The organism is Klebsiella sp. AqSCr, assembly GCF_008452795.1.
Lineage (GTDB): Bacteria > Pseudomonadota > Gammaproteobacteria > Enterobacterales > Enterobacteriaceae > Klebsiella > Klebsiella pneumoniae.
Genome location: NZ_MJDM01000005.1, coordinates 863,147 through 884,976 on the forward strand (window position 1 = coordinate 863,147; position 21,830 = coordinate 884,976).

General features: G+C 60.7%; 18 protein-coding genes and 1 pseudogene. 6 read left to right on the top strand and 13 right to left on the bottom strand.

The genetic code is table 11. From position 1 onward, the window contains the following. Nucleotides 1-2: 2 nt before the first annotated feature. From BHE81_RS08160 to BHE81_RS08170, 3 genes are all read right to left on the bottom strand, one after another. Nucleotides 3-1,073 carry an ABC transporter ATP-binding protein gene (locus tag BHE81_RS08160; RefSeq protein ID WP_002908292.1) on the bottom strand — a complete coding sequence of 357 codons (1,071 nt, stop codon included), beginning with the start codon at nt 1,071-1,073 and terminating at the stop codon, nt 3-5. Further along, nucleotides 1,066-2,835 (bottom strand): ABC transporter permease, encoded by a 1,770-nt coding sequence (locus tag BHE81_RS08165; RefSeq protein ID WP_002908294.1) that lies wholly within the window; start codon nt 2,833-2,835, stop codon nt 1,066-1,068. Before BHE81_RS08165 ends, BHE81_RS08160 begins: the two co-directional genes overlap by 8 nt. A gap of 73 nt (nt 2,836-2,908) precedes the next feature. Then, the gene (locus BHE81_RS08170) at nt 2,909-3,997 is read right to left on the bottom strand and encodes an ABC transporter substrate-binding protein (protein ID WP_023301830.1); all 1,089 of its coding nucleotides are present in this window, start codon (nt 3,995-3,997) and stop codon (nt 2,909-2,911) included. A 302-nt stretch (nt 3,998-4,299) separates the two neighbouring features. Here BHE81_RS08170 and BHE81_RS08180 point away from each other — a divergent pair, with 302 nt between their 5' ends. Together BHE81_RS08180 and fdhF are read left to right on the top strand one after the other, a co-directional pair. After that, on the top strand, nt 4,300-5,379 hold the full coding sequence (locus BHE81_RS08180) for a malate/lactate/ureidoglycolate dehydrogenase (protein ID WP_004148647.1): 1,080 nt from the start codon (nt 4,300-4,302) through the stop codon (nt 5,377-5,379). A gap of 247 nt (nt 5,380-5,626) precedes the next feature. Then, nucleotides 5,627-7,777 (top strand): formate dehydrogenase subunit alpha, encoded by a 2,151-nt coding sequence (gene fdhF, locus BHE81_RS08185; protein ID WP_023280222.1) that lies wholly within the window; start codon nt 5,627-5,629, stop codon nt 7,775-7,777. Nucleotides 7,778-7,819: 42 nt separating this feature from the next. Here the strand turns inward: fdhF and BHE81_RS08190 are convergent, their stop codons facing one another. Further along, a complete protein-coding gene (locus tag BHE81_RS08190; protein ID WP_004175721.1) occupies nt 7,820-8,977 on the bottom strand; it encodes a M20 aminoacylase family protein in 1,158 nt (385 codons plus the stop codon). 294 nt (nt 8,978-9,271) lie between these two features. Between BHE81_RS08190 and BHE81_RS08195 the strand changes: the two genes are divergently transcribed. From BHE81_RS08195 to BHE81_RS08210, 4 genes are all read left to right on the top strand, one after another. Next, the gene (locus BHE81_RS08195) at nt 9,272-10,471 is read left to right on the top strand and encodes an MFS transporter (RefSeq protein WP_004148650.1); all 1,200 of its coding nucleotides are present in this window, start codon (nt 9,272-9,274) and stop codon (nt 10,469-10,471) included. Nucleotides 10,472-10,586: 115 nt separating this feature from the next. Continuing rightward, nucleotides 10,587-11,021, top strand: coding sequence for a VOC family protein (locus tag BHE81_RS08200; RefSeq protein ID WP_004180313.1), 435 nt, complete (start codon nt 10,587-10,589; stop codon nt 11,019-11,021). Between the two features lie 565 nt (nt 11,022-11,586). Then, nucleotides 11,587-12,819 (top strand): multidrug efflux MFS transporter MdtM, encoded by a 1,233-nt coding sequence (locus BHE81_RS08205; RefSeq protein ID WP_032737854.1) that lies wholly within the window; start codon nt 11,587-11,589, stop codon nt 12,817-12,819. A 36-nt stretch (nt 12,820-12,855) separates the two neighbouring features. Then, nucleotides 12,856-13,248: a VOC family protein gene (locus BHE81_RS08210; RefSeq protein WP_002908370.1), complete on the top strand. Its 393-nt coding sequence runs from the start codon at nt 12,856-12,858 to the stop codon at nt 13,246-13,248. Nucleotides 13,249-13,376: 128 nt separating this feature from the next. Here the strand turns inward: BHE81_RS08210 and BHE81_RS08215 are convergent, their stop codons facing one another. The 9 genes and pseudogenes from BHE81_RS08215 to BHE81_RS08255 form a co-directional block, all read right to left on the bottom strand. Further along, nucleotides 13,377-13,964 carry a DUF1062 domain-containing protein gene (locus BHE81_RS08215; protein WP_024622674.1) on the bottom strand — a complete coding sequence of 196 codons (588 nt, stop codon included), beginning with the start codon at nt 13,962-13,964 and terminating at the stop codon, nt 13,377-13,379. Between the two features lie 298 nt (nt 13,965-14,262). After that, nucleotides 14,263-14,985, bottom strand: a complete 723-nt coding sequence (locus BHE81_RS08220) for an amino acid ABC transporter ATP-binding protein (RefSeq protein ID WP_020805118.1) — start codon at nt 14,983-14,985, stop codon at nt 14,263-14,265. Beyond that, nucleotides 14,972-15,736 carry an amino acid ABC transporter permease gene (locus BHE81_RS08225; protein WP_004151161.1) on the bottom strand — a complete coding sequence of 255 codons (765 nt, stop codon included), beginning with the start codon at nt 15,734-15,736 and terminating at the stop codon, nt 14,972-14,974. Before BHE81_RS08225 ends, BHE81_RS08220 begins: the two co-directional genes overlap by 14 nt. 63 nt (nt 15,737-15,799) lie before the next feature. After that, a complete protein-coding gene (locus tag BHE81_RS08230; RefSeq protein ID WP_002908376.1) occupies nt 15,800-16,567 on the bottom strand; it encodes a basic amino acid ABC transporter substrate-binding protein in 768 nt (255 codons plus the stop codon). 92 nt (nt 16,568-16,659) lie between these two features. Then, nucleotides 16,660-17,593: pseudogene (locus tag BHE81_RS08235) on the bottom strand (MurR/RpiR family transcriptional regulator). Further along, nucleotides 17,559-18,536, bottom strand: coding sequence for an ABC transporter substrate-binding protein (locus BHE81_RS08240; protein ID WP_073545859.1), 978 nt, complete (start codon nt 18,534-18,536; stop codon nt 17,559-17,561). The pseudogene BHE81_RS08235 and the gene BHE81_RS08240 overlap by 35 nt, the downstream one beginning before the upstream one ends. Continuing rightward, nucleotides 18,526-19,578 (bottom strand): FecCD family ABC transporter permease, encoded by a 1,053-nt coding sequence (locus tag BHE81_RS08245; RefSeq protein WP_004175715.1) that lies wholly within the window; start codon nt 19,576-19,578, stop codon nt 18,526-18,528. Before BHE81_RS08245 ends, BHE81_RS08240 begins: the two co-directional genes overlap by 11 nt. After that, nucleotides 19,575-20,600, bottom strand: a complete 1,026-nt coding sequence (locus tag BHE81_RS08250; protein ID WP_004175714.1) for a FecCD family ABC transporter permease — start codon at nt 20,598-20,600, stop codon at nt 19,575-19,577. Before BHE81_RS08250 ends, BHE81_RS08245 begins: the two co-directional genes overlap by 4 nt. Then, on the bottom strand, nt 20,597-21,418 hold the full coding sequence (locus BHE81_RS08255; RefSeq protein WP_023301826.1) for an ABC transporter ATP-binding protein: 822 nt from the start codon (nt 21,416-21,418) through the stop codon (nt 20,597-20,599). The genes BHE81_RS08250 and BHE81_RS08255 overlap by 4 nt, the downstream gene beginning before the upstream one ends. Nucleotides 21,419-21,830: the final 412 nt, after the last annotated feature.

Here is a 21,830-nt window from a genome sequence, read left to right on the forward strand (position 1 = left end):
GGCTACCGCTGCGGAAAAATCCACACATCCTCCGCCGGGAGCGTCAGATGGCAGTGTTCGGCATCGCGCAGCGCCGTTCCGTAGGCGCGCAGCGGAAAGTCGTCGCCTTCGGTACGGAACAGGTACTCCCAGCGGTCGCCGAGGTACATGCTGGTCAGCAGCGGTAGCTGGAGGCTGTTATCCTGCGCTGCGCCGTCGAGTCGCAGGCGCTCGACGCGGATCACCGCCGTCGCCGGCTCGCCAACGCTAACCCCCTCGCCCGCTCGCCCCCACAGGCTCCAGCTGGCGCCTTCGATCCGCGCCCTGCCGTTCTCCAGCGCCATCACTTTGCCGTGCAGGCGGTTATTGCTGCCCATAAACTCAGCGGCGAACAGCGTCGCCGGGCTGCCGTACATCTCCTGCGGCGTCCCCTGTTGCTCAATGACGCCATTGTTCAGCAGCAGAATACGATCGGAGATGGCCATTGCTTCATTCTGATCGTGGGTGACCATCAGCGCCGACAGGCCCAGCTTAATGATCAGCTCGCGCAGAAACACCCGCGCCTCTTCGCGCAGCTTGGCGTCGAGGTTGGAGAGCGGTTCATCCAGCAGGATCACCGGCGGGTTGTAAACCAGCGCCCGACCGATGGCCACCCGCTGCTGCTGGCCACCGGAGAGCTGGTGCGGATGGCGGTTGCCAAGGTGCCCCAGCCCCAGCTGATCCAGCACACGCTGCACCCGCTCTTTTATCTCCCCGGCGGCGACTTTACGCAGCTTCAACGGATAGGCCACATTGTCGAACACCGTTTTGTGCGGCCACAGGGCATAGGACTGGAACACCAGGCCGAGGTTACGCTCTTCGGCCGGGATCTCGCTGCGCGGCGTGCCGTCGTACACCGTGCGGTTGCCAATGGCGATCCGTCCGCTCGTCGGTTTTTCCAGCCCGGCCACCGCCCGCAGCAGCGTGGTTTTGCCGCTTCCCGAAGGCCCCAGCAGCGATACTACCTCCCCCCGGCCGAGCGTCATGGACACCCCCTTCAACACCGGGTTGTCGCCATAGGTGAGATGCAGATTTTCTACCGATAACTCAATCATGTAATTTCACTCCAAAGCGCAGGGCGATACCAAGGCCAATCACCACTAGCAGAATATTGATAAAGGAGAGCGCCGCGACGATATCGATGGCCCCCGCCGCCCACAGCGACACCAGCATCGAGCCGATGGTTTCGGTACCCGGCGACAGCAGATAGACGCCAGTGGAATACTCGCGCTCAAAGATCAGGAACATCAGCAGCCAGGAGCCAATCAGCCCATAGCGCGACAGCGGAACGGTCACGTGGCGGGTTATCTGCCCCCGCGAGGCGCCGGTGCTACGCGCCGCCTCCTCCAGCTCCGGGCCCACCTGCAGCAGCGTCGAGGAGATGAGCCGCAGGCCGTAGGCCATCCACACCACGGTGTAGGCCAGCCAGACGCTGAAGATGGTGTTGCGCAGGGCGCGCAGCTGCACGATAAGGTGCTCCCGCAGCCAGTCGGCCACCGGCAGCGCCGAGAGCCAGCCGTGCTTCAGCGACTGATCGAGCCACATCGGCACAAACAGGAATACCCACAGGAAGGCCAGGCCGGCCAGCAGCCCCGGTACCGCGCGCGGGACCAGCACGCTGTAGTCGAGAAAGCGGGTGACGTTATCCGCTTTGCGGTGCATAGCGATGCCGACAAACAGATAGCAGATCACCGCCAGCGCGCCGCCGATGATGCCGATAGCCATGGAGTTGACGATCGCCCGCAGCAGGTTGGGCTGCTGCCAGATATTGTGGAACGTCGCCAGCGACAGCTCATCCCACAGCGACACGCCGACGCCCCAGTTGGAGATAAAAGCGCGCAGCGCCACGCCGAGCAGCGGTACGCCGATGGTCACCGTCAGCCAGGCCACCACCACCGCCCCGGCCACCCAGCGCCATTTGCCCAGCGGCAGCGCCCGCGCCTGGGACGCCTTGCCCTTCATGGTGACAAAGCGGTTGGCGGTGCGCATCAGCCTTCGCTGGAGCATCACCAGCGGGATGGTGATGCAGATCAGGACCACCGCCACCGCCGCCATCAGATGGTAGGAAGGGGTGCCGAGCTTGTTAGTCAGCTTGTAGAGATAGGTCGCCAGCACCATGTTGCCCTCGGGGTCGCCCAGCACCAGCATCAGACCGAAGACTTCCAGACCGAGAAAAAAGAGCAACACGCAGGCGTAAAGAATGGATGGCCGCACCATCGGCAGACTCACCGAGGTCATCACCTGCAGCGGCGTGGCGCCGACGGTGCGCGCCGCCTCTTCCACGTCGGAGCCGACGCTGCGCAGCGCCGAAGAGATATAGAGATAGGCATGCGGAACGTGAGTTAAGCCGGCGATGACCACAATGCTGAACATCGAGTAGATATTCCACGGCACAAAGCCGATCAGCTGCTGCGCCCACTGGGAAAAGAAGCCTACCGGCCCGGCGGCCACCACGTAGCCAAAGCCCAGCACCATCGGCGAGACGAAGATCGGCACCAGGATCAGCGGCTCAATGATCCGCCGGCCGGGTAAATCGGTGCGCACCATCAGAAACGCCAAAATACCGCCCAGCGGAATGGCGATAATCACCAGGCCAAAGGCCAGAATAAAACCTGACCTTAATGCCAGATAAAAATCCGGGTCGGTAAAAATAAAGGCGAAGGCTTCCAGACTCCACGATTTGGAGCGGGAAAAGAACGGTGCCGAAAGAAAACTCTGCACCACAATAAATAACAGTGGGACATAAATCACCAGCGCCGTGATGCACACCACCACGCCGCGCGGCAGCCCCTGCCACTTTCTGCGTAATACGTTCATGGTTCATCCCTTCGGTCAGGTGAATAAACCCGCCGGGTGTGAATAGGGGCATCGGCGATGCCCCAGGGGAGGATTATTTCGCGGCGGCGCTGCGCCATTGTTTAATAAACTGCAGACGTTTTTGCGGCTGTAAATAATCGAGCAGCGTTTCGTTGACCGGGATCGGTTTTAACGCTTTGCCCAGCAGCGCGGTCATGCCGTCGATATCATTTTTACCTGCAATATCGCGACGAATAGAGGGAATATCCGCCTGGCTGGCGAGGATCTGCTGGCCTTTTTCCGACAGGACATAATCCAGCCACAATTTCGCCGCATTGGGATGTTCGCTCTCCTGGCTAATAAACGAGACGCGGGAGAGCACCAGCACGTAATCTTTCGGATAGGCAATACCTAAAGAGGGATCGTTTTTCGCCCGCGCTTCGGCATAAGAGCCCAGAATGTTATAGCCGATCAGGTTTTCGCCGGAGGAGACGCGCTCCATCATTGTGCCGGTGGAAGACTGCACCGTCAGGCCGCCTTTGGCGATATTCGCCAGGTCGGCAAAATAGTTCGCGTCGGCCTGGCTGTCCTGTACCGCCAGCATAAAGCCGAGGCCCGATTTTTCGATATCGTAGGTGGTGACTTTGCCTTTAAATTTATCGGCCTGGCTGGCGATAAGTTTTGCCAGCGCGGTATGCGAATCCGGAACCTCATTCTGCGGGATCAGCCGTTTGTTATAGATAAACACCACCGGCTCATAGGTAGTGCCATAGGCTTTTTGCTGCCAGACCGCCCAGTCGGGTAATTGCTTCACCTCCGGCGAGGCATATTGTTCGGCGTATTCGGTGGCTAATTTCAGCGCGGTATCCATCGATGAGCTCCACACCACATCCCCGCTGCCGCCCCCGGCGGCCTGTTCGCTGATATAGCGGTTATACAGCTCGGTACTGTTCATGTCGTTATATTCGACTTTGACGCCCGGATATTGCGCTTCAAATCCCTTAATTAACGGCCCGGCCGCTTTGGTATCGGTCGTGGAATAGACCACCACCTTGCCCTCTTTTACGGCGGCATCAACCGTTTTTTGATAATCCGCGGGATAGCCCGCAGGCATCTCCGCCCAGGCGGCACAGGCGAAAACGGCCGTCAGTGAAACCACTAAACCACTTATTTTCTTATACATGATACCAACCTTTAATCATCAATTAATAAACACAAATTTAACATATAGTGGTATCAGCTCCCCTTGCAACGACGGGGATGGCTTTTTTCTGGCTTTTGTGACACTGGCAGAATTTAAAAATGTGGTGTTTATGGCGTTAATTAAAACGCGATCCCGGCCCGGTTTTTTATCGTCTGTCGTATGCGCAGGCGCTGGCGCAGCGGCATGTCGCCGGGAGACGCCGCCCTTGACCTTCTGCGCCGGGCGGCGCAGCATGAAACGGCAAACATAACAAAATAACAACAGACTACAGGAGAGAATCAGTGCCTACAGGACACCGCTTTCTGGCGACGGATCTGCATCAGTTTGTCGTCTCACTGTTTACCCATCTCGGCAGTACCCCAGGGGAAGCCACCCTCGTCGCGGACCATCTGATCGCCGCCAATCTTGCCGGGCATGACTCCCACGGCGTCGGGATGATCCCCAGCTACGTCAAATCCCACGCCGGTGGTTTTCTGCAGCTCAACCGCCACGCCACGGTGACCAAAGACGCCGGCGCCGTGGTCACCCTCGACGGCAACGCCGGCTTCGGCCAGGTGGTCGCCCACGAAGCGATGCAGTTAGGCATTGAAAAGGCGAAGCAGCATGGTATGGCGGCTATCGCCCTGCGCAATGCGCATCACGTCGGACGCATCGGCTACTGGGCCGAACAGTGCGCCGCCGCCGGGCTGATCTCCATTCACTTCGTCAGCGTCATCGGCGACCCGATGGTCGCCCCGTTCCGCGGGAAGGACAGCCGCTTCGGCACCAACCCGCTGTGCGTGGTGTTTCCCCGCGCGGGCCATCCGCCGCTGCTGCTGGACTACGCCACCAGCGCCATCGCCTTTGGTAAAACCCGCGTCGCCTGGCATAAAGGCGAAGCCGTGGCCCCCGGCTGCCTGATTGACGCCGAGGGTCGACCCACCACCGACCCGGCGGTGATGCAGACCTCGCCGCTGGGCGCCCTGCTCACCTTCGCCCAGCACAAAGGCTATGCCCTGGCGACGCTGTGCGAAGTGCTCGGCGGCGCGCTCTCCGGCGGGCAAACCACCCATCAGGAGAGCCTGCAGACCAGCGTCGACGCCATCTTTAACTGCATGACCACGGTGATCCTGCGCCCGGACGCGTTCGATGCCCCGGACAGCCAGGCGCAGACGGAGGCCTTTATCGCATGGTGTAAGCAGTCGCCGCACGATGCCGATGCCCCGGTGCTGGCGCCCGGCGAATGGGAGGCCGCCAACCGCGAAGCGCGGCTGGCACAGGGGATCCCGCTGGATGCCGGCAGCTGGCAGGCTATCTGCGCCGCCGCGCGCGACGTCGGCCTGAGCGAATCGCACTTCGACCGCTGCCGCCCTCTCGCCTAGCCGCGTTTTACTCCCGCAGAGCGTCTGACGTCGGCGCTCTGCGTCATCGTCATTAGTGACGAGGTCATGCTCCCGTCATCAATCTCTTTTCATTTTTCAATACAGATCAAGAGTTTAAATTCTGGCACAAGACCTGCATAGCGCAACAGGCCTGCGTCTGCATCACCACCAGGCGATACCGCGATCGTTGCCCGTCGGGCCCGGCGCGACAGCGATCCTCAGTTCACTGTTAACAGGTCTGTTACTGATGAAAAAAATCACGAGCGTGTGCCCCTACTGCGGGGCGGGTTGCAAACTTAAACTGGTTGTCGACAACAATAAAATCATTCGCGCGGAAGCCGCCGACGGCGTCACCAACCAGAACCAGCTGTGCCTGAAAGGCTACTACGGCTGGGATTTTCTTAACGATACGCAGCTCCTGACGCCCCGTCTTAAACAACCGATGATCCGCTACCAGAAAGGCGGCGCCTTCACGCCGGTCAGCTGGCAGGAGGCGATTCGCTATACCGCCAGCAAGCTCAGGGAGATCAAAGAGAAGCATGGCCCGCGCGCCATCATGACCACCGGCTCCTCGCGCGGCACCGGCAACGAAACCAACTATGTGATGCAAAAGTTCGCCCGCGCGGTGCTGAACACCAATAACGTCGACTGCTGCGCCCGCGTCTGCCACGGCCCCTCCGTCGCCGGGCTACAGCAGGCGCTGGGCAACGGGGCGATGAGCAACTCGATTAGCGACATCGAAAACTCGAAGTGCCTGCTGGTCTTTGGCTACAACTGCGCCGACTCCCATCCCATCGTCGCCCGCCGGGTAATCAAGGCCCGGGACAACGGCGCCAAAATCATCGTCTGCGATCCGCGGCGCATTGAAACCGCGCGCATTGCCGATCGTCATCTGCAGCTCAACAACGGCAGCAACATGGCGCTGGTAAATGCCTTCGGCTATGTGCTGCTGGAGGAGGAGCTGTACAACAAAACCTATGTCGAACGCTATACCGAAGGGCTGGATGCTTACCGCGAGGCGGTGAAGGATTACGCCCCGGAAGCGATGGAAGGGATTGTCGGGGTCAGCGCGCGGGAAATCCGGGAGGCGATGCGCATGTTCGCCGCCGCCCCATCCGCCACCATTATGTGGGGCATGGGGGTCACCCAGTTTGGCCAGGCGGTGGACGTGGTGCGCGGCCTGGCAAGCCTGGCGCTGCTCACCGGCAACCTGGGACGGCCCAACGTCGGCGTGGGGCCGGTCCGCGGGCAAAACAACGTACAGGGCGCCTGCGATATGGGCGTGCTGCCGAACCTGTTCCCCGGCTATCAGGAGGTCACCGACCCCGCCGTGCGGGCGAAATTCGCCGCCGCCTGGGGCATCGACCCGGCGCTGATGGACGACCAGGTCGGCACCCGCATCACCGAGGTGCCGCATAAAGCGCTGACCGGCGAGATCAAAGCCTATTACATCATGGGCGAAGATCCGCTGCAGACCGAAGCCGACCTCGGCCTGGTGCGCAAAGGCATCGAGGCGCTGGACTTCGTGGTCGTGCAGGACATCTTCATGACCAAAACAGCGGAAATGGCCGATGTCCTGCTGCCGGCCACCTCCTGGGGCGAGCACGGCGGCGTCTTCACCTGCGCCGACCGCGGGTTCCAGCGGTTTGAACAGGCGATCCCTCCGGCGGGAAATGTGAAGCGCGACTGGGAGATCATTAGCCTGCTGGCCAGCGAATTGGGCTATCCGATGCACTATGAGAACAACCAGCAAATCTGGGACGAGATGCGCGAGCTCTGCCCGCTGTTCTACGGCGTGACCTGGGAGAAAATGGGCGATATGGGCCATGTCCAGTGGCCGTGCCCGACCCTCGATCATCCCGGTACGCCATGGCTGTATAAAGACAACCGCTTCGACACCCCCTCGGGTAAAGGGCAGCTGTTCGCCACCGCCTGGCGCGCGCCGGCGGAGCGCCCGGATGACGAGTGGCCGCTGGTGCTCTGCACCGTGCGGGAAGTCGGGCATTATTCCTGCCGCTCGATGACCGGCAACTGCGCCGCGCTGCAGTCGCTGGCCGACGAGCCGGGACGGGTGCAGATGAATCCCGCGGATGCGCAACGACTGGGGATCGCCGACAAACAGCTGGTGTGGGTCAGCTCCCGGCGCGGAAAGGTGATCTCCCGCGCCGACCTCAGCGATCGCATCAATCCGGGGGCGGTCTATATGACCTATCAGTGGTGGGTGGGCGCCTGCAATGAGCTGACCCAGGATAACCTCGATCCGATCTCCAAAACGCCGGAAACCAAATACTGTGCGGTGAAAGTGGAAGCGATTGCCGACCAGCAATGGGCGGAGCGCTATGCCTGGACGGCCTACAGCGACATGAAAGCGCGACTGAAAGCCGCTGCCGACGTCTGACCTCAGGGAGCGCAGCGCGCTCCCTCTGCCGCTGCCGGTGGGTTACGCCGCCGGCAGCTGTTTCTCCACCAGCCCCACCCACATGGCGACGCCGGGGCCGATCAGCGCATCGTTAAAGTCATAGCTGGCGTTATGCAGCGGCTTCGACGGGGTTTCGCCGTCGGTGCCTATCCAGAAATAGGCCCCCGGACAGGCCTCCAGCATGCAGGCAAAATCTTCGGAGGCCATCGACGGCGCCTGATTCCAGCGCACCGCTTGCGCGCCGAGAGTGGCGACGGCCACCTCGCGCACCTGCTGCGCCTGCAGCGCATGGTTTTTGGTCACCGGATAACCCGGGAACCAGCTAATCTCGCCCTGCACATCGGACACCTGCGGCTGGGTCGCCACATAGCTTTCGATGAGCTCCCGCACGCGGGCGCGAACGCGATTGCTCAGACAGCGGAAGGTACCGCGCAGCACCACGGTGTCCGGGAGGACGTTGATCGCCTCGCCGCCGTTTATCTGGGTGATGCTGACCACCGCGGAATCCTGCGGCGACAAGCGGCGGGACGGAATGGTCTGCAGCGCCATTATCAGCTGCGCCGCCGCGACGATCGGATCGGCCCCGCTCTCCGGCATCGCCGCATGACAGCTCTTTCCGCGCAGGGTTATCTCGAAGGCGTCCAGTGAGGCCATCATCGCGCCATCGCTGAGCGCCACTTCGCCAAGAGGGATCCCCGGCCAGTTATGCAGCGCGTAGATGGCGTCCATCGGGAAGCGCTCAAACAACCCCTCCTCCACCATTTTGCGCGCACCGCCGAGGTTCTCTTCCGCCGGCTGAAAGACAAAGTGGACGGTGCCGCTGAAATGGCGGGACTGCGCCAGATGGGCGGCGGCCGCCAGCAGCATCGCGGTATGGCCATCGTGGCCGCAGGCGTGCATCACCCCGGCGCGGCGTGAACGGTAGCTGACGCTCCCCAGCTCGGTGATCGGCAGGGCGTCCATATCGGCGCGCAGGCCGATAACCGGCCCGGGGCCGTTCTCCAGCGTCGCCACGACGCCGGTGCCGGCCAGCCCGCGATGCACCTGCAGCCCAAACGAGGCCAGCAGCTCCGCAACGCGGCGCGAGGTCTCCTGCTCCTGATATCCGAGCTCAGGCGCGGCGTGAAATTCACGTCGCCAGCCAACGGCTTCGGCGATCAGTGACGGCGATACGGCCATGTATTACTCCTTTCCTGCATAGCGTAATGCTGAATAATCGGTCATGCGTCGCGTTTTCCCCGTCGCTCACCGGCGTCGGGGCGCTACCGCTCCCTCCGTTATATCCTGTCGTTACCACGCTGACAACGTCATGAAATGCGGCGGCGGCGCGGCGTACAGCCCACCTGCCGCCCTGCGGCCCTTTTTTGGTAGTGATTTCAACGGTGACAACGGCCAGTCGATTAATTATTATGCAACTCAGGACGGCAATTTGCCGAAGGATCCACTACTGACCTCTCCGTCATCGGAAATAAAATGTTTAACCCAGACCAGAATCGTCTTGCCCCCACGCTGGCGATGATCATGGCCGCGTCGCTTGTGGGATTTATCACCGGCTATACGGTGCCGTTAATCAGTCTTGAGCTGGCGCAGCAGCAGATCGCGCCGCTGTACGTCGGCCTGCTGGCCGCCCTGCCGCCCGCCGGCATGATGATCTCCTCTTTCCTCTCTCCTGCGCTGTGCCGGCGCGTTGAAATGGGCGTGCTGCTGAGCGGCAGTCTGATCCTGCTGGCGCTGGCGACCATCGCCTCATGCATGACTACCGATATGACGCTGCTTTTGCTGCCGCGCCTGCTGACCGGCCTGGCCTCCGGGGTCATTATCGTACTCGGCGAAAGCTGGATCACCGGCGGCGCGGCGGGCAGCCAGCGCGCTACCCTCACCGGTCTCTACGCCTCGGCCTTTACCGGCTGCCAGCTGGCCGGGCCGCTGCTGATCTCCGTCGGCCCCGCCTGGCAGACCTCAGCGCTGATAGCGATTGTCGCGGTCACCGCCGTCTGCCTGCTGATGCTGCGCCATCTGCCCACCGGCACTCGTGAAAGCCTCGGGGAGCGCGCCAGCTGGCGCAGCCTCGGCGCCTTTCTGCCGGTACTGGCCTCCGGGGTCTTCTGCTTCGCCTTCTTTGACGCCAGCATCCTCGCCCTGCTGCCGCTGTACGGCATGGACAAAGGGCTGAATGAAGGGCTGGCGGTGCTGCTGGTCACCGTGGTGCTGACCGGAGATGCGATGTTCCAGACCCCGCTCGGCTGGCTGGCCGACCGGGTCGGGATTCGCCGCGTGCATCTGAGCTGCGCGGTGGTTTTCAGCCTGTCGCTGCTGGCCCTGCCGCTGATGCTCGGCTCGCGCATTCAGCTGATGGCCATTTGTCTGCTGCTGGGCGCCGCGGCGGGCGCGCTTTATACCCTGTCGCTGGTGCGGGCGGGGAAAACCTTCAATGGGCAGAAGCTGATTATGATTAACGCCTTGTTCGGCTTTTTCTGGTCCGCCGGCAGCGTTGCCGGGCCGGTAGTCAGCGGCATGCTGATCGGCATCACTGGTTACGATGGCCTGATCGTCACCCTGGTGGCCAGCGGCGTGCTGTTCCTGTTGATTCAGTGTCTGTGCAAAAACGAGAAAACCCTGCTTGCCAGTGAGCAGGAAGATGACATGGACGAGGCGACGGAGTCCGCACGGTAGTCCTCACGGGCTGGCCTGGCGCCAGCCCTTTTTTATGGCCCTCACCGGAGGGTATCCTGTTCTTGCTGGCTCACTGCTGTTAACCATTGCCGGCCCCCAGCCGAGAGGAAATCCCATGGAAAGTAATACCTTACATCGTGGCAGATTGATCGATCATATTCTGCTGGTTGTCGAAGACTTTGAGGCAAGCAAAAACTTCTATACCGCCGTACTGTCGGCGCTGGAGATCCCGGTTATCACCACCGCCAATGAATACTTGCTGGCCGACGAACTGGTGCTGGCCTCACGCCACAGCCCGGAGGCTGCCGGGAAACTGACTGGGCGCCACCACCTGGCATTCCAGGCCAGAGATCGTGACATGGTGGACGCTTTTTACCATGCGGCGCTGACCCATGGCGGACGTGATAACGGCGCGCCTGGCGAACGACACTATCATCCTGGTTACTATGCCGCTTTTGTGCTGGATCCGCAGGGGAATAATATTGAGGCGGTGTACCATGGCAAGGCTGAGCGCAGCGCCGGGTCTGTTGCGATCAGCTTCACGCAGTAAGCGGGCGAAAGTCACATTTTCTTACCTGCGCAATTCCCATAATAAATGTGGGTGTTATCATTTCCTTAATGAATAATTCATACCCATAGCTGAGGCGTCGATGCTGGAAAACCTAATCATCTGATAATCAGACTTCCGACCATCACTGGCCGGACTGATTATCACTGCGCTGAAATCGAATGCGGACACTGGCGAGTGTTCGCCTATTTTGCCCATGATGATGACAAAGGTTTCCCGGTATGAATGTTTCCCCTCAGGAGCAAGCGACTTTATTCATTCTCGTCCCCTGCGGACAAACGCTCCACATCCACGCGATGGCAGCGAGACCCCTCCCTCGCATAAGAAACGTCACCCCCAGCCAGTTAACCCGGTGCGTTATCCCTGTGCCATGCTCGATCACTCCCTCTGCATGCCGTTGCGTTGCCTTACCCAATGACAGTCGCCAGGCGAATTTTATCTTTCGGTTTGTCATTCCGCGGCCAGCCTGTGACGACAGCCGCAAGGGATCCACATCAACCAGGCCCCGATACCAGGGAAACCGTCACCGACCAGGGAGTCTTCGCGTATGAAATTAGCGTTGGGACCGTACATCCGTTTTAGCAGAATCTTGTTATTTCCGCTGGCGATGGTTATCTATGATTTTTCTGCTTATCTGACTACCGATCTCATTCAGCCGGGTATTATCCACATCATCCGGGAATTTGAGGCTGATGTTGCGTTAGCCCCGGCCTCTGTCAGCCTCTATTTAGCCGGGGGGCTGGCATTACAGTGGCTGCTGGGGCCGCTCTCCGACCGCATTGGTCGCCGCCCCGTACTACTGACCGGAGCCATCATCTTTGCTTTGGCCTGCTTCAGCATGATCTTTGTCACGTCGAGTGATCAATATCTTATCGCCCGTTTTATCCAGGGAACCAGTATCTGCTTCATTTCGACAGTCGGTTATGTCTCCATCCAGGAGGCTTTTGATGAAAAAGAGTCTATCCGCATTATGGCGGCGCTGACATCCATCGTTTTGCTGGCGCCGGTAATCGGGCCCCTGGCGGGCGCTGGCCTGATGAATTTCCTGCACTGGAAGTTATTGTTTGCGATCATCGGCGCCATGAGCTTGCTGGCCTGGGCGTTACTGATTTTTAACATGCCAGAAACGGTCACCTCTCAGGGCCGGGGGTTTCGTCCGGGAGAGGTATTTTCCGAGTTTGTCCGCGCCTTTAAACAGCCGGTGGTGCTCACGGGCGCGCTGGCGTTGTCATTCAGTAACCTGCCGATAATCACCTGGGTAGCACTCTCTCCGGTGATCCTGATCGATGACGGCGGGATGTCGCGCGGCGCCTATGCCTGGACCCAGGTGCCTGTCTTTGGCGGCGTTATTATTGCCAGCATCATCGTGGCCCGTTTTATCAAGGATCCGACCTCTCCCCGCTTTATCTGGCGCACTATCCCGATACAGCTGACCGGGTTGTTGGTATTACTGGCGGGAAATATTGCATGGCCCCATACCTGGTGGTGGTCCGTTTCAGGAACGAGTCTCTATGCCCTCGGAACAGGCCTGTTGTTCCCCGTATTATTCCGTTTTCCGCTTTTTTCCCACTCCCTGCCGAAAGGGACGGTTTCAGCCACCATCAACATTGTGGCGCTCAGTTTTATGGCGGCCTCGGTGGAAGTAGCGCGCTGGGTTTACTTCCAGGCTGGCGGCAGAATAGCCTTTCACTGCCTGGCGCTGATAGCAGGAATCGTCGTCATCATGCTGGTCTCGCGCTTGTTAAAACTCCGTCAACAACATCTCCTTCAGCCAGCCTGAAGGTTTAGGCCTTTTTGCCCGCAACAGGAGAACACTATGTTTTCATACATTATGCTGGGAACGAACGATCTGCCACGCGCCATCAAGTTCTATGACCCGTTAATGGCGCTGCTGGGGCACGTCAAAGCCGGCCGTAACGAACAGGGGGCGTCCTGGGGCACCTTCAACGGCAATCACACCTGCGGGCTGTGCGTAGGTGTTCCTTTTGACCAGCAGCCTGCCGGGGTGGGTAATGGAACGATGGTGGCGCTTAACGCCCGCTCCGTCGCACATATTGCGGAACTGCATGCCCTCGCCCTGCAACTCGGCGGACGTGACGAAGGCGGTCCCGGTCACCGGCCGCAGTATGGCGACGGTTTTCACAGCGCCTACGTCCGCGATCCCGACGGCAATAAGCTGGCGTTTGTTTACTATGCGTCTGCAGATTGAATGGCTGCAGCGGAGGTGGCTTATGCAGACGGAGATAAGGGAGTCAGGACGGCCAACTTCGCCGTCCTTATTCACCGAGGAATAAAAAAGCCAGCAGCTCAAGCGCTGCGGCTTATCTTCCCGGCAAGTTATCTACCGCAAAGTGATAACGTAATCCGGCGTCGCGCATACAGCGTTTCCGCCGCCAGCTGAAAATCATATTCCATCGCCTTCAGCTTTTTCGTCTTGAGCTGTTTTAGTGAAATACCCTCGATATGCCCTGTCGCGACCAACCACCGGATTTCAGCCGTACTCAGCTTGAGCTGTTTTTTCAGTATTGATAGCAGGCTGATGCGAAATGGCTGACTGACTCTGACGCGCACCGTTATCCGCTGATATGCCATCAACGTAACCGACCATTGCTCGTGAATACGAAAATCAGGTTGCCCCGACGGCTCGGCGCGGTTGCGCTTCAGCGTCGCGAGGTCAGCGGCATAATAGTGAACCATGGCTGCATCGTTCTGCAGCAGGCGCTGAAGCAGTTCACGGTTTATCTTGCTGACGTGCAGCCTGGAAAACAGGGCGATATTCCAGGTGTAATCGCAGTGCGTGCATTTATAGATGCTCCAGATATCCAGCAGCTTCTTTTGCGAATTCACCCGGATGGCGCCGGAAGGCGCAAAGTCGCGTTTTACATTGCAGGCGGGGCAGCGTTTGGCAATGTGCTGATACCCCACGGGCGTGACCGTCCATGTAACTGTCATAACGTACCTTTTTTAACCCATACGAAACCGAGTCCGTGATTAACGGACCATGATTTTTGGCGTATGAAAAATAGTTAATCGCTATTTTTCAGTGGGTTAAAAAAAGATTTCCAACGTTATTTTCCTGGAGAAGTCCTAATCGACACCCTGAGATTAACAAAGGGGTTATCGCGGGATATATGAGCCCAGTCAATGTTTGCGCGGATGATTAAAAGCTTCGTCAATACACCCGGAATGCTCAGCGGGCTGGCATCGCGCCAGCCCGCCCGGTTTACAGCACCTTGCTGAGGAACGCGGCGGTGCGTGGGTTGCTCGGCGCGCTAAAGATCTGCCCCGGCTTGCCCTCTTCCTGAATCACGCCCTGGTCGATGAAGATCACCCGGTCGGCCACTTCGCGGGCAAAGCCCATTTCGTGGGTCACGATCACCATGGTCATCCCCTCGCTGGCGAGGTTTTTCATCACCTCCAGCACGTCGCCCACCAGCTCCGGATCCAGCGCCGAAGTGGGCTCATCGAACAGCATTATCGACGGCTTCATCGCCAGCGCGCGGGCGATGGCTACCCGCTGCTGCTGGCCGCCGGACAGGCTCGAGGGCCAGGCGTCGCGCTTATCGCTTAAGCCCACCTTCGCCAGCAAGGCTTCGGCCAGGTCGATAGCCTGCTGGCGCGGCATATTGCGCAGATTCATCGGCGCCATGATCAGGTTTTCCAGCACCGTCATGTGCGGGAACAGGTTAAAGCGCTGGAACACCATGCCGACGCTTTCGCGCATCTTGTTGAGGTCGGTGGTCCGGTCGTGGGCGGCAAAGCCGTTAACCACCACCTCGCCTTCGCTGACCGTCTCCAGGGCGTTCATGCAGCGCAGGAAGGTGCTTTTCCCCGAGCCGGACGGGCCGATGATGCACACCACTTCCTGCGGTTTAATATCGCAGCTGATGCCGCGCAGCACGTGGCTGTCGCCGAAGCGCTTATGTAAGTTATTAATGTGAATCACTTTTGCCAAACCTCTTTTCCAGACGGTTAACCAGCTGCGCCAGCAGGAAGGTGATCACCCAGTAGACCAGAGAGATGGTCAGGTAGGGTTCCCAGTAGGTGGCGTAGGCGCCGGAGACGGTGCGCGCGGCATAGGCCAGATCGGCCAGGCCAATCGCCGAGGCCAGCGACGAGTCTTTGACAATGGCGATGGCGTTATTGCCCAGCGGCGGCAGAATACGGCGAAACGCCTGTGGCAGGATCACCTTGCGCATGGTTTTCCACCACGGCATGCCCAGCGCGCGGGAGGCCTCCATCTGCCCTTTGTCGATCGACTGGATGCCGGCGCGGAAAATCTCCGACACATAGGCCCCGGCGTTAAGGGTGATCGCCACGATGCAGGAGAGGAACGCCCCGTAGCTGGCGCGCAGCTCGCGGGCAAAGTCGGCGCTCATCAGGCCGCTGGTCACCAGCAGGCCGTCGCGCGGGTTGATAAACAGCGGCACCAGCGCAAAGTGCACCACCATAATCTGCACGAACAGCGGCGTGCCGCGGAAGGCGCTGACGTAAAAGCGCACCGGAAACTGCACCAGGTAGCGGAGAATATATTTCCACGGCCCGTGCTCGGCCTTCGCCATCCGCCCGAGACCGAGAGTTAACCCCCACAGCGTCCCGAGGATCACGCAGATAATGGTACATTTAATCGTCATCAGGGCGCCGTCCACAAACAGCGGGCCGTACTCCTCGATGATCTCCCAACGGAATCCCGTCATAGTCCTTCCCTAAAAAATACGGCTATCGCCTGGGCGATAGCCGTGGTCACTGAAAAAGGTGGATTATTGCGCTGGCAGCGTCGGCACGTTGTCGTCGAACCAGGTTTTATAGATTTTGGCGTAAGTCCCGTCAGCAACGATCTTTTGCAGCCCGGCGTTGATTTTGCCCAGCAGTTCGCTGTTGCCTTTCGCCACCGCAATACCGAAATACTGACGCTCAAATTTGGCATCCGGCACCAGCTTGAACTGCTTCTCCGGGTGCTGTTTGATGTAGTACTTCACCACCCCGACGTCGCCAACCGCGGCGCTGACGCCGTCCTCAAACAGCTCCTGGAGCATCAGCGGGGTATTGTCGAAGCGCTTGATCGCGGTGCTGTTTTTACCCAGCACCTCAGAAACCACGATATCGCCGGTGCTGGAGTTCACCACCCCGACCTTCTCGTTTTTCAGGGCCGCCAGCGAATCCACCTGCGAGTCCTGAGCGACGACGATAGACTGTTCAGCCGGGAAGTACGGCGCGGAGAAATCGACCATCTGTTTGCGTTTATCGGTGATGGTGATCCCGGAGATGATGATGTCGCGGTCGCCGGTGTTCAGCGTGGCGAAGATGCCTTCCCATGGGGTATTGACCAGCTTAACATCAAAGCCTTCGGCTTTGGCGATGGCTTTGATGATGTCGATGTCGAAACCTTCCAGCTGTTTCTGGCTGTTTTCAAATTCAAACGGCCGGTAGGTGCCGCCGGAGCCGACGGTATAGGTTTCCGCAGCCGCCTGTCCGGCAGCCGTCAGCGCGGCTATCATGCAACACGCTTTGAGCAAATTCTTGACCATGAGATTTCCTTTTTATGCATTTATTTTGCATAAAAATACACACACTCACTTTTATATGCAACCGGAAACCTTCCCGCTGGTGAATTATCTTCTCAATGGCCCCGTTTACCGCCGGATTTACCGATAGCCCGATGCAGATCGTTGATTCGTTTCAGGGATTTCACCGTTTTTTGTGGCGTGGTAGAGGCCACCGACAGGACAATCATCTCGAGACAGACCAGCACCGTACCGTGCAGCGGCATCCGGCTACTGTCCCCGCCGCGCGGGACGTCGATCACCACCTGCGCCTCCTGGCTGAAGCGCGAGTCCACCGCCTGGGTCAGCAGGATGGTCGGAATACCCAGCCGCTTCGCCTCGCGCAGGGTGGTCAACCCTTCGCGATGGGGGGATTTTTGCCCCATCATGATCAGCACATCGCCGCGCTGCAGGCCGATAAGCTGTTCGGCAAGGCTAAAGCCCGTGCGGTTCATCACGTACGCCGGCAGGCCAATACGGCTGAACAACCGGGCGGTGTATTCAGCGAGGATCCCCGAGGCGCCGATACCGAAGATCCCCACCTGGCGCGCGTCGCTGAGCAATGCCACCGCCTGAGCCACCGCCGCGCGGTTGTCGGCCCGCGACAGGACCTCGCACACCCGCTGATGGCCTTCAAGCACAAAATCAATACTGGAGTTGACGTCGCTGGAGAGCGCGGTAACCGTCGAGCGCATCTTTTCCGCCGAGGTGACCGAGGTGCCGAACCAGCGCTCCATGGTCTGCTTAAGCTCGCGCAGCCCGGCGAAGCCCAGCGCCTGGATGGCGCGCACCACCGTGGCGTCGGAGGTCTGGGTCGCGGTGGCGATCTCCATCGCCGTATGCTCCAGCACCACCTCGCGGTTGTCGTTGATATAGCTGACCACCGCCCGCAGCCGGGGGGAGAGCTGGTGCGCCCGGGCGCGATAGCGTTCGCCGAAAAGATCGACTTTGCCCTTCTCTTTTTTTAACGCGCTTTTCATTTGGCCTCCGCCGGGATCGGCCTGCCGGCAATATGCGACTGCACCTGGGCCACCATCAGGGACAGCGCGGCGTAGGAGTTAGAGATCACCTCTTCCCGCGGCAGTAAAATATAGTGCCCGGTGCGGCAGGCGCGCATAAAGTCGCACCAGCCGGGCATCACGCCTTCCATCGCCTGCAGCTCATCCTGCGGCTTACCGCCGGTATCCGACCGCCAGGTAGCGAAGACAAAATCAGCGTCCAGCTCCGGCAGCTGTTCCGCGCTGACGTCAATGCGCTGGCCGTCGGGGATCCGCTCAATCAGCGGCGGAAAGCGGAACCCGGCGTCGCGCAGCACCCGGCCCAGCGCATGATACGAATGATGCACCGTGACCTTGCCGTTGTTCGCCTGGATCACTGAGACGCTGTACTGCGGTGGGTTGACCATCGCTTTCAGCTGCTTGATTTGCTCCTGATAGCGGCGCTCGAGGATCGCCAGCCGCGGCTGGGTGGCGGTCAACTGCGCCAGCTTGCGGTAAATCTCCGGGGCGCTGCCCTGCAGATGGTCGATGCTCACCGTCGGGGCAATCTTCTCCAGTTGCTCCACTGACACGTGGCGGCTGGGCTCAGTGATGATCAGATCCGGCCTGGCGGCGGCTACCGCTTCCAGATCGATATCGGCGGTGCCAATAAAGCGGATATCGCTGTTGTCGAAATCGACGCCGGTGAGCTGGGCGCTGGATCGCAGGTAGTGGCTGCCGTCCGGGCGCGTCCGGCCGTGGCTGGCGATCGGCGGCGCCCCGAGCTCAATCAGCGGAATGGTAATGTCGAGATCGTGCATCGAAACGATACGCTGCGGATGCAGCGGCACGGTGACGGTGCGGCCTAAATCATCGGTGAAAGTTTGAGTTTGTGGGGCGGCGGCGCTGACGGCCCCCGTCAGCAACAGCAGCAATGAGACGAACCAACGCATACTACCTTCCTGGTTAAAGGGCATCACGGCGACGCCAGAGCAAGACAACGAAGAACGGGCAGCCCACCAGGGCAATGACAATCCCCGCCGGGATCTGCAGCGGGGCAAACGCCAGCCGGCCAAGGGTATCGGTCGCCAGCACCAGCAAGGCGCCAATCAGCGCGCTGCCGCACAGCAGCGATACCTGGCCGCCGCGCAGCACGAAACGCGCCATATGCGGCGCCATCAGGCCCACAAAACCCAGGCTGCCGACGCAGGAGACGCTGGCCGAGGTCAGCAGCACCGGGGCGAAAAAGCGCAGCACCGTCAGCTGCTGCAGACGTACGCCGAGGCCGATGGCGGTCCGGTCGCCCAGCAGCGCCACGTCCGCCGCCCGGGCGGTACAGAACAGGATGATGGCCCCGGGCAGCGCCCAGCAAAAAGCCACCGCCAGCAGCGGCCAGGTGGCGGCCTGCAGGCTGCCCGCCAGCCAGATCATCGCCGTCTGCACGTCGCGTACGTCGGCGGTGGTCATAAAGATGCCGACCGCGGCCGCCAGGCTCCAGGAGACGCCGATGCCAATTAAAATAAAGCGCGGCCGCGAACAGTCGCGGGCCAGCGTCAGGACCAGCAGGGCCACCGCTATGCCGCCGACCATCCCCGCCAGCGGCCGCCAGACCAGGCCTACCGCCGGGAAAAACAGCACCAGCGCCAGAACCACGATGCTGGCCCCCTCTTTGACGCCGATCAGCCCCGGGTCGGCCAGCCCGTTACGGGTGATGCTCTGCATCGCCGCGCCGGCCAGCCCCAGCATGGCCCCGCACAGCAGCGCCATCAGGATCCGCGGCAGGCGGATATCAAACAGAATAAAGCGCGGCTGCTCGCCCATCTCCTGCGGCGCCAGCAGGGCCCGCGCCAGCGTCGACGCGGGCAGCGGATAGCTGCCGCGGCTGAGGCTGTACAGCCCCAGCGCCAGCAGCGTCAGCACTATGCTGGCGGCAATTTTTAACGCCGCAGGACGCAGCAGCAGATGACGGGAGGCGAAAGCCAGCGGCCGAAAACCGGCCCGGTGAACGGCGCGCGTCATTTAAAAAACCTCGCGGCGATAAAGATAAACAACGGCGCGCCCACCAGGGCGGTCATCGCTCCGGTGGCCAGCTCCTGCGGCGCGACCAGCGTCCGGGCGGCGATGTCCGCCAGCACCAGCGCCAGCGCCCCCACCGGCGCCGCGAGCGGCAGCGCCAGGCGGATATCTTCCGTCACCAGACGGCGCACCACGTGCGGCACCACCAGCCCGACGAAGCCGATCGGCCCGGCCACCGCCACCGCCGCGCCGCAGAGCAGCGCAATCGCCAGCAGGCCCAGCAGCCGCGTCTGGACGAGATTAACGCCAAGGCCCAGCGCCACCTTATCCCCCAGCGCCAGCACGTTGAGGCGTGGGGCAATGAGCAACGCGACGCCAAGGCCGATCAGCGCCGGGACCAGCGCCGTCTGCAGCGTGCTCCAGTTCATTCCGGCCAGGTCGCCGGCCAGCCAGGTGCGCATCGCCAGCAGCGTCTGTTCATCGAGAATCAATATCGCCGCCGTCACCGCCGACGCAAACCCTGACAGCGCCACTCCGCACAACGTGATGCGCAGCGGCGTCGCCCCGCCGCGCCCGGCAGAGGCCAGCGCCATCACGCCACCAAACAGCAGCCCCGCGCCGCAGGCGGCGGTCAGCGGGCGCCCGGCGGGGAAAGCGCCGAAGGACAGGCCCAGCGCCGAGGTCGCCACCACCGCCAGCGAGGCGCCGGCGTTAAGCCCGAGAATATGCGGCTCGCCAAGCGGGTTACGGATCACCGTCTGCAGCAGCAGCCCGGCGACGCCGAGCGCCGCGCCGGTCAGCAGCGCCGCCGCCAGCCGCACCAGTCGCAGATCGATGATAATCCGCTGCTCAAAGTTGCGCGGATCGTACTCCAGCAGCGCTCGCAGCACCGTCTGCGGGGCGATCCAGCGGGCGCCTAAGCCAAGATGCACCAGCGAGGCGGCGATAAGCAGCAGCGTTAGCAGAAGCAGCGCCAGCCGGGGGCGGGGGCGACGCCGCGCGGAAAGCAGGATGGCCACGCTCATTGTGCCGCTGCCTGGCGGGCGCGAAACGGCATAAAGAAGGGTTTGCCGGTTTGCGGGTTAATCGACATCTGCACGTCAACGTCAAACACGCGTTTAATCAGCTCAGGGCTACAGACGTCGTTGTCGCTAATCGTGCCGGCGATGCGCCCCTGTTTAAGGAATACCAGCAGATCGGCGTAGTTCACCGCAAAGTTAAGGTCATGGAGCACTGTCACCACCGTGCGGCCATGTTCGCGGGTGAGGGTCTGGAGCAGCTCAAGGATATCGACCTGATAGCGCAGATCGAGCCAGGTGGTCGGCTCATCGAGCAGAATGGTGGCCGTTTGCTGGGCCAGCGCCATGGCGATCCAGCAGCGCTGACGCTGGCCGCCGGAGAGGCTGTCCACCGGCAGATGGGCGAATTCGGCGGTACCGGTTAAGCGCAGCGCCTCCTCTACCGCCAGCTCATCGGCCTCGGACCACTGGCGCATCAGCCCCTGCCACGGGTAGCGCCCGCGCGAGACCAGCTCGAAAACGGTCAATCCTTCCGGGGTCAACGGCGATTGCGGGAGGATGCCCAGCTGGCGCGAGACGGCTTTCGTCGGCATCTGGTGAATGGCTTGCCCGTCCAGACGCACGCAGCCGCCGAGCGGTTTCAGCATTCTGGCGATGGTCGAGAGCAGCGTGGATTTGCCGGATCCGTTCGCCCCGGCCAGCACCGTCATTTTGCCGGTGGGAATGGTCAGGTTGATATCGTCAACGCTCAGGGTCTGGCCGTAGCCGGCCGACAGGGCATCCAGTACGATCCCCTGCTCTGCAGGTTTCACCCGCTGTGGCATAACTCGCTCCTGCGCCGCAGCGTTCCAGGCGATAGCTGGACATTCTGCAGTCAAATCAAAATAAATCTCATTCTCTTTTGATCATGACGGGGATGAATGTAGTAGTCAATACTCGCCATCGTCTTCAGACGGGGACGCTGACTACAGCGAGACTGTGCCAACGCAATATAATTAAAATAAAATAATATCAGATAGATAACTACAGAACATTCCCTACTGGAGGTGTTTAAAACGTCCTGTTCCTCGCCGCTGAATTTTTATCTTGCATAACGTTTACTACTACATCCCTTCATGATTGAATGATTCTCAATTACACATCTGAAGGCGCATTCAGACGCTAAACAGAGTGCTTTTATTATTCAGGGCAATGATTTTATTGGCTTAATCTGACCGCAAAGGCAGATTCGTTCAC

Bases quoted from the DNA above. Each gene is read 5' to 3' on its own strand.
- BHE81_RS08160 (WP_002908292.1), bottom strand. From the start codon at position 1,073: ATGATTGAGTTATCGGTAGAAAATCTGCATCTCACCTATGGCGACAAC.
- BHE81_RS08165 (WP_002908294.1), bottom strand. From the start codon at position 2,835: ATGAACGTATTACGCAGAAAGTGGCAGGGGCTGCCGCGCGGCGTGGTG.
- BHE81_RS08170 (WP_023301830.1), bottom strand. From the start codon at position 3,997: ATGTATAAGAAAATAAGTGGTTTAGTGGTTTCACTGACGGCCGTTTTC.
- fdhF (WP_023280222.1), top strand. From the start codon at position 5,627: ATGAAAAAAATCACGAGCGTGTGCCCCTACTGCGGGGCGGGTTGCAAA.
- BHE81_RS08190 (WP_004175721.1), bottom strand. From the start codon at position 8,977: ATGGCCGTATCGCCGTCACTGATCGCCGAAGCCGTTGGCTGGCGACGT.
- BHE81_RS08195 (WP_004148650.1), top strand. From the start codon at position 9,272: ATGTTTAACCCAGACCAGAATCGTCTTGCCCCCACGCTGGCGATGATC.
- BHE81_RS08200 (WP_004180313.1), top strand. From the start codon at position 10,587: ATGGAAAGTAATACCTTACATCGTGGCAGATTGATCGATCATATTCTG.
- BHE81_RS08205 (WP_032737854.1), top strand. From the start codon at position 11,587: ATGAAATTAGCGTTGGGACCGTACATCCGTTTTAGCAGAATCTTGTTA.
- BHE81_RS08210 (WP_002908370.1), top strand. From the start codon at position 12,856: ATGTTTTCATACATTATGCTGGGAACGAACGATCTGCCACGCGCCATC.
- BHE81_RS08225 (WP_004151161.1), bottom strand. From the start codon at position 15,736: ATGACGGGATTCCGTTGGGAGATCATCGAGGAGTACGGCCCGCTGTTT.
- BHE81_RS08230 (WP_002908376.1), bottom strand. From the start codon at position 16,567: ATGGTCAAGAATTTGCTCAAAGCGTGTTGCATGATAGCCGCGCTGACG.
- BHE81_RS08240 (WP_073545859.1), bottom strand. From the start codon at position 18,536: ATGCCCTTTAACCAGGAAGGTAGTATGCGTTGGTTCGTCTCATTGCTG.
- BHE81_RS08245 (WP_004175715.1), bottom strand. From the start codon at position 19,578: ATGACGCGCGCCGTTCACCGGGCCGGTTTTCGGCCGCTGGCTTTCGCC.
- BHE81_RS08250 (WP_004175714.1), bottom strand. From the start codon at position 20,600: ATGAGCGTGGCCATCCTGCTTTCCGCGCGGCGTCGCCCCCGCCCCCGG.
- BHE81_RS08255 (WP_023301826.1), bottom strand. From the start codon at position 21,418: ATGCCACAGCGGGTGAAACCTGCAGAGCAGGGGATCGTACTGGATGCC.